At 56.0% G+C, this 15,630-nt stretch carries 12 protein-coding genes and 3 pseudogenes; 14 read left to right on the top strand and 1 reads right to left on the bottom strand.

The annotated features are described in order from the left end of the window. The first annotated feature begins 70 nt into the window (after positions 1-70). From BFW87_RS00470 to tnpB, 9 genes and pseudogenes are all read left to right on the top strand, one after another. Entirely contained in the window at positions 71-3,649 is a 3,579-nt protein-coding gene (locus BFW87_RS00470) for a YadA family autotransporter adhesin (protein ID WP_254865838.1), read from the top strand. A 100-nt stretch (positions 3,650-3,749) separates the two neighbouring features. Then, positions 3,750-4,646 (top strand): hypothetical protein, encoded by an 897-nt coding sequence (locus BFW87_RS00465; protein ID WP_078738052.1) that lies wholly within the window; start codon positions 3,750-3,752, stop codon positions 4,644-4,646. A gap of 304 nt (positions 4,647-4,950) precedes the next feature. Beyond that, positions 4,951-6,213, top strand: coding sequence for an EAL domain-containing response regulator (locus tag BFW87_RS00460; protein WP_254865837.1), 1,263 nt, complete (start codon positions 4,951-4,953; stop codon positions 6,211-6,213). Positions 6,214-6,279: 66 nt separating this feature from the next. Further along, complete coding sequence (locus tag BFW87_RS00455; protein ID WP_078738051.1) at positions 6,280-6,687, top strand: hypothetical protein; 408 nt, start codon at positions 6,280-6,282, stop codon at positions 6,685-6,687. A 283-nt stretch (positions 6,688-6,970) separates the two neighbouring features. Then, positions 6,971-7,378 (top strand): annotated as a pseudogene (locus BFW87_RS31935) (helix-turn-helix domain-containing protein); the annotation flags it as partial. Then, positions 7,379-7,906 (top strand): annotated as a pseudogene (locus BFW87_RS00450) (IS66 family transposase); the annotation flags it as partial. Between the two features lie 32 nt (positions 7,907-7,938). Continuing rightward, positions 7,939-8,034, top strand: a pseudogene (locus BFW87_RS32190) (transcriptional regulator); the annotation flags it as partial. Between the two features lie 108 nt (positions 8,035-8,142). Further along, positions 8,143-8,328: a transposase gene (locus tag BFW87_RS32485; RefSeq protein WP_078738050.1), complete on the top strand. Its 186-nt coding sequence runs from the start codon at positions 8,143-8,145 to the stop codon at positions 8,326-8,328. 126 nt (positions 8,329-8,454) lie between these two features. After that, the gene (gene tnpB, locus BFW87_RS00435) at positions 8,455-8,802 is read left to right on the top strand and encodes an IS66 family insertion sequence element accessory protein TnpB (RefSeq protein ID WP_176159689.1); all 348 of its coding nucleotides are present in this window, start codon (positions 8,455-8,457) and stop codon (positions 8,800-8,802) included. Positions 8,803-8,909: 107 nt separating this feature from the next. Here the strand turns inward: tnpB and BFW87_RS00430 are convergent, their stop codons facing one another. Beyond that, entirely contained in the window at positions 8,910-9,830 is a 921-nt protein-coding gene (locus BFW87_RS00430; RefSeq protein WP_078738047.1) for an AraC family transcriptional regulator, read from the bottom strand. A gap of 134 nt (positions 9,831-9,964) precedes the next feature. Here BFW87_RS00430 and BFW87_RS00425 point away from each other — a divergent pair, with 134 nt between their 5' ends. The 5 genes from BFW87_RS00425 to BFW87_RS00405 all read left to right on the top strand — a co-directional run bounded on the left by BFW87_RS00425 (position 9,965) and on the right by BFW87_RS00405 (position 15,603). Then, positions 9,965-10,732 (top strand): SDR family NAD(P)-dependent oxidoreductase, encoded by a 768-nt coding sequence (locus BFW87_RS00425; RefSeq protein ID WP_078738045.1) that lies wholly within the window; start codon positions 9,965-9,967, stop codon positions 10,730-10,732. Positions 10,733-10,784: 52 nt separating this feature from the next. Beyond that, positions 10,785-11,534, top strand: a complete 750-nt coding sequence (locus BFW87_RS00420; RefSeq protein ID WP_078738044.1) for an SDR family NAD(P)-dependent oxidoreductase — start codon at positions 10,785-10,787, stop codon at positions 11,532-11,534. Between the two features lie 14 nt (positions 11,535-11,548). Next, positions 11,549-12,163, top strand: coding sequence for a nuclear transport factor 2 family protein (locus BFW87_RS00415; RefSeq protein WP_078738042.1), 615 nt, complete (start codon positions 11,549-11,551; stop codon positions 12,161-12,163). A 70-nt stretch (positions 12,164-12,233) separates the two neighbouring features. Beyond that, on the top strand, positions 12,234-13,601 hold the full coding sequence (locus tag BFW87_RS00410) for an MFS transporter (protein ID WP_176159688.1): 1,368 nt from the start codon (positions 12,234-12,236) through the stop codon (positions 13,599-13,601). 214 nt (positions 13,602-13,815) lie between these two features. After that, positions 13,816-15,603 (top strand): amidohydrolase, encoded by a 1,788-nt coding sequence (locus tag BFW87_RS00405; protein WP_078738040.1) that lies wholly within the window; start codon positions 13,816-13,818, stop codon positions 15,601-15,603. Positions 15,604-15,630: the final 27 nt, after the last annotated feature.

The following is a 15,630-nucleotide window of genomic DNA, read 5'->3' as shown; positions in this document are numbered from 1 at the left end:
CATTAGCATCGGTCGCGGGAATACCGTTAGCGGGGCAAATTCGGGAGCCATTGGCGACCCAACATCGATCATGGGTACAGCGTCTTACTCGCTGGGCAACAACAACAACATCAATGCCAACAATGCATTGACTTTAGGCAATAACATCAGTATTGCTGCAGATCTTGACGGTGCTGTTGTGTTGGGCAATAACTCAACCGTGGGCGCTGCTAATCCGACGGCCAGCGCTAATATCAGCGGCACAACCTACAACTTTGCCGGCGCCACTCCAGCTGCAGGTGGTGTGCTAAGCATCGGCAATGCAGGCAGCGAACGTCAGATTACCAATGTGGCGGCAGGCCGAGTCACAGGTACCAGCACCGATGCGGTTAACGGCAGCCAGTTGTTTGCGACGAATACTGCCGTCGACGGTCTGGGCACCTCGGTCAACAACATCGTCAACAACGGTACGGGAATCAAGTATTTCCATTCCAATTCGACCTTGGCTGATAGCTCCGCGACGGGCGTCGACAGCGTGGCTGTCGGTCCGGCTGCTAGTGCTACAGCGAGCAACGCCATGGCCCTGGGCAATGGTTCCGCGGCGGGAACCGCCAACTCGGTGGCCTTGGGCAGTGGCGCCATCACTGCCGCAGCTAACGCCAACGCAGGTGGTACGGTCAACGGTACGGCCTACACCTATGCTGGCGCTGCGCCGATTGGCGTGTTGAGCTTGGGATCGGCGGGCAATGAACGTCAGATTACCAATGTGGCGGCAGGCCGAGTCACAGGTACCAGCACCGATGCGGTTAACGGCAGCCAGTTGTTTGCGACGAATACTGCCGTCGACGGTCTGGGCACCTCGGTCAACAACATCGTCAACAACGGTACGGGAATCAAGTATTTCCATTCCAATTCGACCTTGGCTGATAGCTCCGCGACGGGCGTCGACAGCGTAGCCATTGGTCCGCAATCGGTAGCGGGTGGCGCGCAATCCTTCGCCGCAGGCGCCGGGGCAGTGGCAACGACGACGGGCGGCGTTGCCTTGGGTAACCTGAGCAGCGTGCAAGTGCTGGGCGGTGTGGCGCTGGGCCAAGGCTCGGTCTCGGACCGTGCCATCGCACCCTCAACCGGTTTGATTCCAGTGGGCAATGGTGCCATTCGCTACGACACCTCCGACGCGACCTTACTGGGTGCCGTGTCACTGGGTAAAACCGGCCAGTACCGCCAACTCACCAACGTGGCGGACGGTACCAGCTCCCAGGATGCCGTGACGTTGCGTCAACTGACCGGTGCGATTGGCTCGATCAGCGCTACCGGTACCATGTACTTCCACGCCAACTCGACCAATCCACAAGACTCCCTGTCCGTAGGGCAAGAGTCGATTGCCGTCGGCCCGGCCACCGTAGTCAATGGTGATAACGGTATCGGTATCGGCAACCAGGCCACCGTCGGGCAGGCTGCCGCTGGCGGTATCGCGATTGGTCGCAATACCCAGGTCCTGCTGGCCTCCGGCATTGCCATCGGCACCCAGGCGGAGGCCCAGGGTGAGCAATCGCTGGCACTCGGCGCCGGTGCCGTGGCCAGTCAGGCCACCAGCATTGCGCTGGGTTCAAGCTCGGTCACCACGGTCGGTGCCCAGAATGGCTACACCGCTTATGGCCTGACCGCGCCGCAGACTTCGGTCGGCGAATTGGGGATTGGGACCGCGCTGGGTGATCGCAAGATCACTGGCGTGGCTGGCGGCTCGGCACCGAACGATGCGGTAAACGTGGCACAACTGACCTCCGTCGGAGACCGGGTGACACAGAACACCACCAGCATCACCAACCTCGGCGGCCGAGTGACCACCATTGAGGGCGACATCACCAACATCACCAACGGTGCGGGCATCAAGTACTTCCACGCCAATTCGACCAGCGCGGACTCCCAGGCGGTAGGTCTGGAAGCCGTCGCCGTAGGCGGCGGTACCGTGGTCAGTGGTGACAACGGTATCGGCATCGGTAACCAGGCCACCGTTGACCAGGCGGCGCCGGACGGTATTGCAGTAGGTCGCAATAGCAAAGTGTTGGCGACTTCCGGTATTGCTATCGGCGTCGATGCCCAGGCTCAGGGCGTGCAGTCCCTGGCACTCGGCGCCGGTGCGGTGGCCAGTCAAGCCACCAGCATCGCGCTGGGTTCCAATTCGGTCACTACGGTCGGCGCCCAGAGCGGCTACACCGCTTATGGCCTGACCGCGCCGCAGACTTCGGTCGGCGAATTGGGCATTGGCACCGCGTCGGGTAATCGCAAGATCACTGGCGTAGCTGCCGGCTCGGCGCCGAACGATGCAGTGAACGTAGAGCAACTGACGGCGGTGGGTGACCAGGTGGCGCAAAACACCACCAGCATCACCAACCTCGGCGGGCGCGTTACCACCATTGAGGGCAATATCAACAACATCACCAACGGTGGCGGCGTGAAGTACTTCCACGCCAACTCTACCCAGGCTGACTCGGTGGCCAGCGGCGCGGACTCGGTGGCGATCGGCGGCAACGCCAGTGCCTCCGGGAATGGCGCGGTAGCCTCGGGCAACGGCGCGCAGGCTTCGGGCACAGGCTCGGTGGCCTCCGGCAACGGTGCGCAAGCAACCGGCGCAGGAGCTGTGGCGGTGGGCAATGGCGCCACGGCGAGTGCCAATGGCAGCGTAGCCGTGGGTCAAGGCTCAAGCGACAATGGCCGCGGTGCCGAGAACTACACCGGCAAATACTCCAACGCCAGCAACGCCAGCGTGGGCACTGTTTCGGTGGGCAATGCCGCCACGGGCCAGACCCGCACGATCAGCAACGTTGCCGATGGCCGCCAGGCCACTGATGCAGTCAACGTACGCCAGCTCGATGGCGCGGTGGCCGAGTCCAAGCAGTACACCGATAACTCACTGAGCACCGTCAACAACAACATCAGCAACATCACTGGCAGCATTACGGCCGTGGACAACCGTGTCACCCAGATCGAAGGCAATGTTTCCAAGGTGCAGAATGGCACCGACGGCATGTTCCAAGTAAACAACACCAGCACCGAAGCCAAACCCTCCGCTACAGGTACCAATGCTGTGGCCGGTGGTGCAGGCTCGGTGGCTTCCGGCAACAACAGCGCAGCAGTCGGCACCAATGCAAAGGCTTCCGGAGCTAATTCGGTGGCCATGGGTAACGGTGCCAGCGCCACGGGGAGCCACAGCACGGCGCTGGGGGCCAACTCGGTGGCGAGTCGTGATAACAGCGTCTCGGTGGGCGTCGTGGGCAGCGAACGGCAGATCACCAATGTAGCGGCCGCGACCCAAGGCACTGACGCGGTGAACTTCGATCAGCTCAATAAAAGCGTTTCGAACATCACCAACGACGTTAACGCCTACACTGACCAGCGTTACTCCGAACTCAAGCGCGACCTGAAGAAGCAGGACGACACCTTGAGCGCGGGCATCGCCGGTGCCATGGCCATGGCAAGCCTGCCACAGCCCTACTCTCCTGGAGCCAGTATGACGTCAATCGCAGCAGCCAACTATCGCGGGCAATCGGCGCTTTCGTTTGGCGTATCGAGAATCTCCGATAACGGTCGCTGGGTCAGCAAGCTGCAAGCCACTACCAATACGCAAGGGGACGCGGGGATTGGTGTCGGTATGGGCTATCAGTGGTAGGTAACTGAAGCATTCGAGCCATCGCGAACATTGTTTAGACCTGACAACCAGGCTGTACCCGTGCAGCCTGGTTTTACACGTACTCACCCGAGACAAGAGCATGTCCTTATTCAAGATTCCAAGCTGGATTCTGCCGCTGATCCTTCTGGCTGGCTGTGATGATATGTCCCACCACCGGGCTGACAACATCGTCTCACACAGCGTGGCGTTGCCTGCACTGCCAATCATTCAGGGGGCGGTAATGGCCCTGGTGCCGACCGTAGCAGGACAGCGGAATGATCTGATGATGCGCCAGGTCTGTGAACTGGCCCGTGGCGAAAGCTCACAGGAACAGGTTAGTCAGACGCTGCGTCAACAAGGCATTGAGCTCAACAACATCCCACAACAAGGTCACCCGCTTTCACTGCTGGTAAATCCGGACCGGCCCCAAAGAGTGACCGCCTGTGCCGCCTATATAGCGACTTCCGTCATGACCTTGCCGAAAACCAGCGAGTTTATGGTAGAAGCCAAAGCCGAAGCGGCCGGGACTATAAAAACCACAGCACTCGTTGTTGATCCACAAAAACTCAATCGTTTTCTAGACGTGCAACTGGCCGTTGCCAAAGCTGACGCTGAACTTTTTGCGCTGATCGCCACGGAACTGGAAAAATCCCTCGGTCTGACGCTGGAGCAATACAACCAGAATGCTCAAAGTCTTTTTGCCGCAATAGCTCCGGCTTATCTGCAGCGGGTCAAGGAACTCTACGCCAGCGGTCAGGGTACGGACTTCACACTGCTTGAGTATTCCGACAGTGACTTCAAGTTCCGCAGCAACAGCGGTTATCTTTTTGAGTATGGCTACGACGGGCTGAACCTGAGCATGAATCGGACGCCTTGGTATGGTGAAGGTAAGCTCTTGGGCAAGATATATTTGCTTGATACCGCCTATCTTGCACCTGAGTTGATAAAAAACGCCGTTTCGACAAACTCTGCATTAAGAACCTGGTCGAATAATTAGCTTTAAACATTCAATCGTTCGTAGAGCGTCATTCACTCAGACTGGCAGCGGCATACTAGCTACCCATACTTTATTAGTTTGGAGTTTTGCGCCGGTATTGAAATCGAAGTTTGTGCCATAAACTAACTATCTGCGGTGAATTATGTAGAGGCGGGCGGTATCGTTGTTTTTTAGGTTGCTGGTCTGAAGCAATGTTTTGTCAAGGACAAGCGCATTGCTAGATGCAAATTGTCGTGCGTCGAAAAGTTCAGTTTTTAACGAGCATCCCTTGCGTTAATGCAAACTTATCTCATGAAAGTTAGCTATGAAACCCGGGAAATTGATTTTTCCTCTACATTTTGAGTTATCCACTACCATGCCCAAACCCTTTCCTCTGCGTATATTGGTGATTGCAAGTAACGCTTTTCAACGCACTATCGCCGTAACTCAATTGTTTCAACTCGGATGCCATGAGGTTCTTGGCGCCTCTGACGGCCAGGAGGCGTGGAAAATATTACAGGAAAAAGGGAGAGTGGATGTGGCAATGTTTGACTTAAGTATGAAAAGTCTAAAGTTTATTAAGGATGTTGGGCAGGCAGGGTTAGCGAATTCGGTGATTATCAGTGGTTCGTTACAAGGCGATCTACGGGGGGTAATGCGTCAGATCACATCGTTGCAAGGCTTGAGGTTTTTAGGAGATATTAGTTATCCTCTTCAGTCGGCAGCATTGGAGCAAATGCTGCACGATTACATGAAAAAAACTTCGTATGCGCTTTTACCAGCCTCTTCTGTCGAGCTGGCTAGCGATGAAGATATGCGAGTCGCGCTCTTGCAGAATCAAGTGGTACCTTATTTTCAACCAAAATTTAATCTGGTAACAGGGCATGTGAGCAGTTTTGAGGTTTTAGCTCGTTGGCATCACCCAGTGAAAGGAATTCTTCCGCCATCCATATTCATCCCTGTACTCAAGCGTCTCGGGCTAATGAAGGAATTACTATATTCCCAGCTTCAGCTAGGTCTAAGTCTTCAAAAGCAAGCATGGGAGCGTGGTCATGCAATAAGCCTAGCGTTCAATTTGGAAACCGAATTATTGACGCACGAAGAGTTAATTTCGCGTGTTATGCGTATTTTGAAAGATCGTAGTATGCCTGGCTCGGGCCTGACCTTTGAACTTACGGAAACTGATTTGCTTGAGATATCTCCTACTACTCTAGAGAGTTTAGTTTGCCTGCGCATTATGGGTTGTGGACTGTCGATTGATGATTTTGGTGCAGGCTTCTCGGCCCTCCAACGCCTCTGCCAATTGCCGTTCAATGAGATAAAGCTTGATTCTCTATTCACCCGTGGACTTGAGTACGAACCTCGTTGTCGCGCAGTTGTCAGCAGCACCTTGGCTCTGGGGCGAACTCTGGGCATGTCGGTGGTTGTAGAGGGCGTTGAGACCGAGGTGCAACGTCGAGTTCTAGTTGATCTTGGATGCAGTAATGGGCAAGGCTATTTGTGCGCGAAGCCCATGCCTGCGGCACAAACGCTGGACTGGTTGGAAAAGCGTACACAGCTGGCCGACACATTTCCAATCGTTAGCTGAACATTCTTGGGTGTCCTATTGCCTACGGCAACTCTGCATTGAATCGTCCACTGAAAGGAGTCTACGATGATAAATAAGTCCACACGAATACTTATTGTTGATCAACAACATGCTCGTCGTCTTTACGTCGAAAAAATTTTAAATAAACTAGGTTGCTATCGTATTGCGCCTATGAATTCGTTTGAAGAGTTTGTGGCAGTTACACGTTATGGTAAGCAGGCTTTTGACCTGCTTATCATTAATCGTCAGGAGGCAAAAGCAGAGGAGCTTGATGGCTTTTGTAAAAATCATCCAATGGTTCGTAATACGCTCGTGTATGAAAGTCAAAGCTTATGCTACATGCCGCCGAAAACTCAGCACTATTCTAGTTTGCGTGTTGACTTGCAAAATTTGCCTGATGGCGAGTCGCTTTATAGTATGATGCGCGCCATAGACCATCTGCAAAATGTCAAAAGGCTCATCAAGGCATTGTAAGAAATGCAAGTAATCAGATGAAGAGCTCAGATATTTCCAATGATCACCACTGACTAAACGCTAATGCAGATACTCGCGCCGGGCGAAAAGAAACCCACTATGCTTAGGCCTGGGCCTACTGTATCACGTCGTTTTCGGCAATTAAATCGATGGTAATTCAAATGCTGCGTCTGGCGGTCAAGAAGCGAATGCGGGTATGACTCACCCACATGGGTTAAAAATCAGTTCACGCAAATAGGTAACAGTTTTTAACTGGCAAGGTCGATTTTGCGAGGATCAGGCCATGACCTGGAGAAAGCTGAAACCTATGGACCTCAAAGTGATGTTCATCGCTGCCTATCTGGCAGACAAACAAACCTTTAGCAAGCTATGCCGCGACTACGAAATCAGTCTAAAGACTGGTTATAAATGGGTCGAGCGTTACGAAACCGAAGGCGCTAGCAGGCTTAAGGGGCGCAGCCGTTGTCGGCATAACCAGAGCTATGTGGTGCCTGTCGCTGTTAGGCAGGCAATTGTCGAGCTTCGATCTATTGGACAAACAACTCCAGGGCCCAAGAAAATCTAGAATGACTTGCTAAAGCGTTTTCCGGATCAGGATCCGCTGTCCAAAACGACGATCTACAACATCCTCAAAGCAGCTGACCTGATCACGCCTCAGCGAGTACAGCGGCGTGTAGCTGTCTACCCCAAACATGCGCGGCGCAAGTTCTTCGAGCTGCACGCCACCAACAAGAGTGCTCGCCGAGCAGGCCCTGCGTTATATCCAATTACTGTACGAAATCGAAATTGAAACCCGCGACCTGGAGCCGGATTTGCGCCGCCAAATACGGCAAGAAAAAGCCATGCTGGTGATGGAGATGCTGCATGCCTGGATGATCGCCCAGCGTGACCTCGTGCCCGAAGGTTCGGCTATCAGCAGAGCACTCGATTACAGCCTCAAACGCTGGGCTGCGCTGTCGCGCTACCTCGATGACGGGGCCGTACCCATTGATAACAATTGGTGCGAGAGCCAGATCCGACTTGGGCTCGCAAGAACTGGCTCTTCGCAGGGCCGCTACGCAGCGGAAAACGGGCAGCGGCGATCATGAGTTTGATCCAGTCTGCGCGGCTTAACGGGCATGATCCGTATGCCTATTTGAAAGATGTCCTCACGTGCCTGCCGACACAGTGGGCGAGTGAAATCGATCAGTTGCTGCCGCATAAGTTGCAACCGGTCTAATCACGCAAGGCTTGATGCCCAGACGCATGCGTGAGTTCGTCGAAACCAAAGGTGGCAATCACAATACGTTGACAGAGTGGAAAGCTGAGTACGGTTCCGACACTGTTGAGTCCTGGCTGAAGAAGTGAATTTAAGCTGTAAGCGGATGGCGAACACACCTTCCGAGCTCCAGCATTAAGGGCAATTCTGTCTACCTATTTTTGAGCAGACGCAATTGCCCTAATGCCAGCATCCCCATGCGCCAACGATGCTCTGTTCCCAAACCCTTCAAGGCCCAGGTCGTGCAGGAGTGCCCGCAACCAGGTGCCACAGTGTCGAGTGTCGCCATCAGCCACTGCATTAACGCCAACGTCATCCGCAAGTGGCTGAGTATTTACCGCCAAAAGCCCGCGGCATCGCTGCCAGCATTCGTGCCACTGTAACCGATGCCCAAGTCACGCTGTTGAAGTGGTAGTTATTACGCTGCCGCAGGGCGACTAATCCATTACGGCCGAATGGCCCGTCTGCGACCCGGACGGCTGCGCCCGCTTCATTCGAAGCCTCTCGCAATGATCCGCATCGACGCCATCTGGCTCGCCACCGAACGCATGGACATGCGTGCTGGTACCGACTCTGCGCTGGCCAGCGTGGTCGCGGTACTTGGTGCGGCAAAGCCGCACTGCGCACATCTGTTTATCAACCGACGCGCCAACCGGATAAAGATGCTAGTGCACGATGGCGTGGGCATCTGGCTTACATCACGGAGATTGAACCAAGGGAAATTCCATTGCCCCGGCACTCATCGCAGCCTGGACGTGGAACTCGACGCTGTACAACTGCAAACGCTGGTGCTCGGTTTGCCATGGCAGCGGGTTGGTTCTAACGGCGCAATTACATTGATTAAGCCTCGCCTGTGAACAGAGGCAGGTGGGCTGCTTTTGTAGTTAAGCTGGCTGTTCGCGGATTGCTGCGCTGCGGTAAACGCGCATCGGCTGTCTGTAACGGAGAGCGATTAATCCGACGTTTAAGAGACTTCTATCTCTCTTGCCTTCGTGTCCGTGCTACGCCGCAGTCTCTCGATATCACGCCGGGGCGGTGCGCCGAACATGCGTGCGTACTCGCGACTGAATTGCGACGCACTGGCATAGCCCACCTCAAAAGCAGCGGTTTCTGCAGACATATCCTCGGCGATCATCAGACGGCGGGCCTCGACCATACGGATCTTCTTCTGGAAATCGAGGGGGGTCATGTCGGTCAATATCTTGAAATGCCGGTGAAAGGCCGAGGGGCTCAGACCGGCGATGTCGGCCAGCTCGTCAAGGCGCACACTCTTGTTGAAACACTCCCTGAGCATTCGAATCGCTTGTATGACCTTACGGTTTAGGTCATTCCCTACTACTCGACTAGCCAATGCCTCCCCATGAGGACTTGAAAGCAGCCAGTAACACAGTTCGCGCATCACCACGGGGTAAAGGATCGACACCGCTTGTGGGCGATCTAGCAATTCCAATATGCGCACGGCACAGTTGATCAGCTGCGTATTCAGGTCAATCACAAACGCGCCCGGCTGCTTGGGCGTCCCGAGCTGGGGCTCTGTGGCGAGAGCCTCGTAGACTTCGCGCATGATCGCCAGATCAAACTCAACCACCATGCCCAGATAAGGCAGATCGTCGCCCTCGACCACCTGGCTGCCGCCGGGCATCTCAACGCTCACAACCATTGCCTGGCCGGCTTGATATTCAAGACGCCGATCGCCAAATGTGGTCCATTTCGCACCCTGCACTACAATGCACAAGGCAGGGTTGTGAACGATATATGTAGGATGCCGCTCAGCCTTGGCCTTGAGCAGAATTACGCCCTCTAGCGGGGTGTAAAAGGGACTCTTGATACCTCTGTCTTCGAACTGGCGTAAGAGCGCTATTCGTAAAAGGTCGAGATCTGGCATGATTAAGTCTCCATAGCGATGGCATAGCGTCACCCATCAAGCAAGATTAGGCAAGAACTGGCTGTGTTCGGGCATGTTGGTCTTGACGGCTTATCTCTATATTTGTGTCTCTCAACACACTCTGGAGAACGAACATGACAACCCCATCCCATCCCAAGACAGCTCTGGTTACTGGCGGTAGTCGCGGCCTCGGCCGCAGTACCGTTCTGGCCCTGGCTAGCCGGGGAGTTCAAAGTATCTTCACTTACAACTCCAGCAAAGATGAAGCCGACAAGGTCGTTGAAGCCGCCCGCCAAGCCGGCGCTGCAGCCATCGCACTGCAACTGGACACCGGCAAAATCGGCACCTTTGCCGATTTTGTCAATCGCGTCACCATGGCTCTGACCGACCTGGGTGCCGAGCGCCTGGACTTCCTAGTTAACAACGCGGGCATCTCCCATCACAACAGCATCGAGCACACCACGGAAGCGGAGCTGGACCTGCTGTACGACGTCAACTTCAAGGGCGTGTTCTTCCTGACTCAGCAACTGGTCCCGCATATCAATGACGGCGGCCGAATCATCAACATCTCCACCGGTCTCACGCGTTTTTGCGTCCCGGAGAGCGGTCCTTATGCGGCATTGAAAGGCGCGATCGAAGTACTGACGCGCTATCAGGCCAAGGAGCTCGGACCGCGCCGAATCACCGTTAACGCCGTAGCGCCGGGTGCGATCCAGACCGACTTCAGTGGCGGCACCGTCCGAGATAACCCGGACGTTAACAAGTTTGTTTCCAGTGTCACTGCGCTAGGTCGCCCCGGTCTGCCGGATGACATTGGGCACCTAGTTGCGTCGCTGCTTTCCGAAGACAGTCGTTGGGTCAACGCCCAGCGTATCGAGGCCTCGGGCGGCATGTTCCTATAAACCTTGTGTTCACGGCCTGCCTTCCTTGCGAAGGCGGGCCCGGAGGGATGTCATGACAAATCTTAAAGGTAAGGTTGCGTTGATCACTGGATCCGGCCGCGGTTTGGGCAAAGCTATTGCCGAACGCTACGCCCAACTGGGGGCCGACATTGTGGTCAATTATGCAGGCAGCGAAAAAGCGGCGATGGATACGGTCAAGCGTATAGAAGAGATCGGTGCCCGCGCCGTGGCCATCAAGGCAGATGTGTCCAAGCAGCGAGAGATTGATCGTCTTTTCGACATGGCGCTGGAGTACTACGGTCGCTTGGATATTGTCGTCGCCAACGCCGGTATTGAGTTGGTCGGGCGCTCTGCCACCGCATTTGATGAAGACGACTTTGACCGGCTGTTCGCAGTCAACACTAAAGGCGCGATCCTGACCATGCAGCGCGCAGCTCGGGATATAAGCGACGGAGGGCGGATTATCTATGTCGGCTCCAGCACCACCGCCTTTCCCATGCCGGGTCACGCGCTGTATGGCAGCAGTAAGATGGCACCACGCTTTTTTGTCGAGGTGCTGGCCAAGGAAATTGGCGTGCGCGGCGTCACCGTAAACTCGATCCTGCCCACCGCAACCGAAGGGGCTGGCGTGTCCACCAACGGCGCACGCGAAGAAGTGAAAAACTTCATTTCATCCAGCAACCCTATGGGGCGAATGGGCAGCCTGGACGACACTGCGAACGCCGCTGAGTATTTGGCTGGAGAGCTCGCGAGTTATATCAGCGGGCAGCATTTGTTGATCAGCGGCGGCGCGCCAGCCTGAAACGGAGTGACGCCATGAACCTTAAAAGCGAGCAACGCCTGCAACGACTTGAGGATGAATCAGCCATCGGCGGTTTGATGCAAGGTTGGTTGTATCGGGACATGAACGACTGGACGCAGTTACGCGGGTTGTTCCATGAGGACGGTACTTTGAGCCTAAGCTGGTTCGAAGGTCTCTTTACTGATTTTGTCGATGCGTCGATCAAAATGGGCCGTAGCCACTTTGTCAGTAGGCACGCAATTGGCGCGCCGTTGATTCAATGGAACGGCTGCCGCGCACTGGCACTAACGCCCATGTCTATCATTGGGGAGGATGACGCACACGATTTGGGCTTCATTACCCATGGACGATTTGTTGACTGTGTCGAACAGCGAGGCGGGGAGTGGAGGATTGCACGTCGCGACGTGGTTTACGACATGAGTTTCTTTACGTTCCCCGCAGGCCCGGTCGACATCGACAGAAATCGTCTGCAGCACCATCCCCGGGAGTACGCAGCTCTAGCCTATGTGTTGGACCAGTGTGGTTTCGCTGTGCAGCGTCGCTACGCCACTCGAGGGAGTGAGGAAGAAGAGCGGATCCAGCAGGAGGCCATCACTTGGCTAGGCAGTGTGAGCGGTGAGTTGCGCTGAATCGCATTAAATAATGCTTATTCCTAGAGTCACCTGTGAAACACGGGCGGCTACTTATACGGAGAAAGTCATGGATAAAATATTGGGCACTAGTGAGACAGTAGTGCGAAATGAATATAGCGCGGAAACAGATCCGCGCGAGATTCTCCGAACCGCTCCGATGTCCCGAAATCAGATATACGGGATCATCATTACAGGTCTGCTTTCCGCCCTCGACGGGTATGACCTGCTCGCCACGGCGTTTGTCGCGCCAGCTTTGGCAGCGCAGTTCGGTGTCGGGCCTGGGGGGCTGGGCATCCTCCTGTCTTCGGGGTTGGCCGGCACGCTCTTCGGTGCCTTTCTTCTTGCACCGCTTGCAGACAGCGTAGGTCGCAAACCCATTGTCCTTATTAGCCTGTTAATCCTGATTTTGGGGATGGCGGCATCGGCTGTGTGCGACTCATTGACACAGCTGGCAATCGTTCGGCTTTTCACGGGCATCGGCATTGGTGCGATGATGGTGATCGTCAATCCGATCTCCGCGGAACTTTCCAATGCACGCAACAGAGCCTTCGTTATTGCAATAAAGGCGATTGGATTTCCTATTGGTGGTGCGATCGCCGGAGGATTGGCTGCGCTGCTGGTCGCTCCATTGGGCTGGCAATCAATCTTTATCATAGGCGCCGTGTCTGGGATTGCGCTTGTTCCGCTGGTCATTTGGAAGTTGCCCGAGTCGATTTCCTATCTTTACGAGCGCCGTCCGGCTGGAGCATTGCACAAGATTAACGTCGTGCTGCGTCAGTTTGGTCACAAGCCGTTGAAAGAGTTACCCGCGGCTCCGTCCAATTCGAGCGTTCCGTACCTAGCCATTTTCGATGCTCGACATTTTGTCGGCACATTGAGTGCTTCACTGTTTTGCTTGCTCTCTTGGATTGCGATCTTTTTCTTCCTGAGTTGGCAAACCAAAATGCTGGTGGATGCGGGGTTAAGCATGGCTCAAGCCGCCGCGATATCAGGAACTAGCAGCCTCTCAGGTGCTGCCGGGGTATTGTTCTTCGCTTTTGCCGCCAGGCGCTTTAATGAGCGACTTCTATCGGTTGCATCTGTCTTCGGCCTTGGCATCGCAATCATCGCCTTCGGACTGATGCCTGCAAGCGTTTGGGCGCTTGGGGCGACGGCCATAGTTGTGGGCGGGTTTATTACGGGAGCTACGGTCGCGTTGTATGTTGTGACTACCGGCGTATTTGAAGCACGCATGCTCGCTACGGGTTCAGGGTTCGTGATTGGCATCGGACGCATTGGGAGCGCCATCGCGCCTTGGCTCGCGGGCGTGTTATTCACGCTGGAGTTAGAGCGCGCATCGGTTACGGCAATAATGGGCGCGTTTGCGATCGCTGCAGGCTTGATCATGTGGTTTATGCCACGTCTAAAGTCTGAAGCCAGCGCTGTGAAGCTCTGATCGTTGTGTGCGTAGTCTGCCTTTCGCAGTCGTCTGTTTACACCGGAACCGCAGCTCATTGAGCTGCGGTTCTTCGCATTGGCACAGAACGCGGCAACTATCGATGTTTTGTTCGGTGAACAAAACGATGCTTCCTCATTGCGAAATTTGATCTTAAGGTCCATTACAACCACTGCGGTGTTTAACGGGCAGTTGCGACTTTCAAGGGGATTCGATGAACGCTGATCTGATTTTATTTAATGGTCAATTTCATACTATTGACCGTGAACATCCGCGCGCAACCGCTGTCGCCATCAGTGGCGGCCGCTTCGTCGCCGTCGGTACCGATGGCGAGGCCATGGCGTTGCGCGGCAGTGGTACGCAGGTCATTGATCTCAAGGGCCGTACCGTGATTCCCGGGCTGAACGACTCGCACCTGCACCTGATCCGTGGCGGGCTGAATTACAACCTCGAATTGCGTTGGGAAGGCGTGCCGTCGCTGGCTGACGCGTTGCGCATGCTCAAAGAGCAGGCCGACCGCACACCCACCCCGCAATGGGTACGCGTGGTCGGCGGCTGGAATGAATTCCAGTTTGCCGAAAAGCGCATGCCTAGCCTCGAAGAACTCAACCAGGCCGCACCGGACACACCGGTGTTCGTGCTGCACCTGTACGACCGCGCCTTGCTTAACCGTGCTGCCTTGCGCGTGGCCGGTTACACCAAGGACACGCCCAACCCGCCGGGCGGCGAGATCGTGCGCGACAGCAACGGCAACCCCACCGGCATGCTGGTGGCGCGGCCGAACGCGATGATCCTGTATTCGACGTTGGCCAAAGGCCCCAAATTGCCGCTGGAATACCAGGTCAACTCGACCCGACAGTTCATGCGTGAACTCAACCGCCTCGGCCTCACCAGCGCCATCGATGCGGGCGGCGGTTTTCAGAATTACCCGGACGACTACGCCGTGATCGAGCAACTGGCCAAGGACGAGCAGTTGACCGTGCGCATTGCCTACAACCTGTTTACCCAGAAGCCCAAGGGCGATGACTACCTGCGCCACAACGGCGCGGGCGAGATGCTGGTGTTCTCGGCGGCGGACTTCGAAGACTTCCTGGAACCGCGCCCCGACCTGCCGCTGACCATGGAGCAGGAGTTGGAGCCGGTGGTGCGCCACTTGGTGGAGCAGCGCTGGCCGTTCCGCCTGCACGCCACGTATGACGAATCCATCTCGCGCATGCTCGACGTGTTCGAGAAGGTCAACCGCGACATCCCGTTCAATGGCCTGCCGTGGTTCTTCGACCACGCCGAAACCATCACGCCGAAAAACATCGAGCGCGTGCGCGCTTTGGGCGGCGGTATTGCGATCCAGGACCGCATGGCGTTCCAGGGCGAATACTTTGTGGAACGCTACGGTGCCAAGGCCGCTGAGGCCACGCCGCCGATCAAGCGCATGCTCGCCGAAGGCGTGCCGGTGGGGGCGGGCACTGATGCCACGCGGGTGTCGAGTTACAACCCGTGGACCTCGCTGTACTGGATGGTCAGCGGCCGCACCGTGGGCGGCCTGGAGCTGCACGCCGAGGGCCTGCCACGCCTCACCGCGCTGGAACTGTTTACCCATGGCAGTGCCTGGTTTTCGTCCGAGCAGGGCAAAAAGGGCCAGATCAAGGTCGGCCAGTTGGCGGATGTCGCCGCGTTGTCAGCGGACTTTTTCAGTGTCGATGAAGAAGCCATCAAGTGGATCGAGTCGGTACTGACCGTGGTCGGCGGCAAGGTGGTGTACGGCGCCGGCGATTTTGAAGATTTCGCACCGCCACGCGTGCCGGTGCTGCCGGACTGGTCGCCGGTGGTCAAGGTGCCGGGCCACTGGCGCCCGACCTCGCCGTTGCAGGCTCAGGTTCATCAGTGCAGCGGCCCGTGTGGCGTGCATAGCCACAGCCATGAAAAAGCGCGGCTTTCCAATGCGCCGGTCAGTGACTTCCAGGGTTTCTGGGGTGCGTTTGGCTGCTCGTGCTTTGCTTTTTAAGCCTCTTACACTCTATTGGTGAGCCTG

Source organism: Pseudomonas fluorescens (assembly GCF_002022275.1).
GTDB classification, from domain to species: domain Bacteria; phylum Pseudomonadota; class Gammaproteobacteria; order Pseudomonadales; family Pseudomonadaceae; genus Aquipseudomonas; species Aquipseudomonas fluorescens_AJ.
The sequence above is the reverse complement of the archived record's forward strand: the minus strand, read 5'-3'. Positions and strand labels throughout refer to the sequence as shown.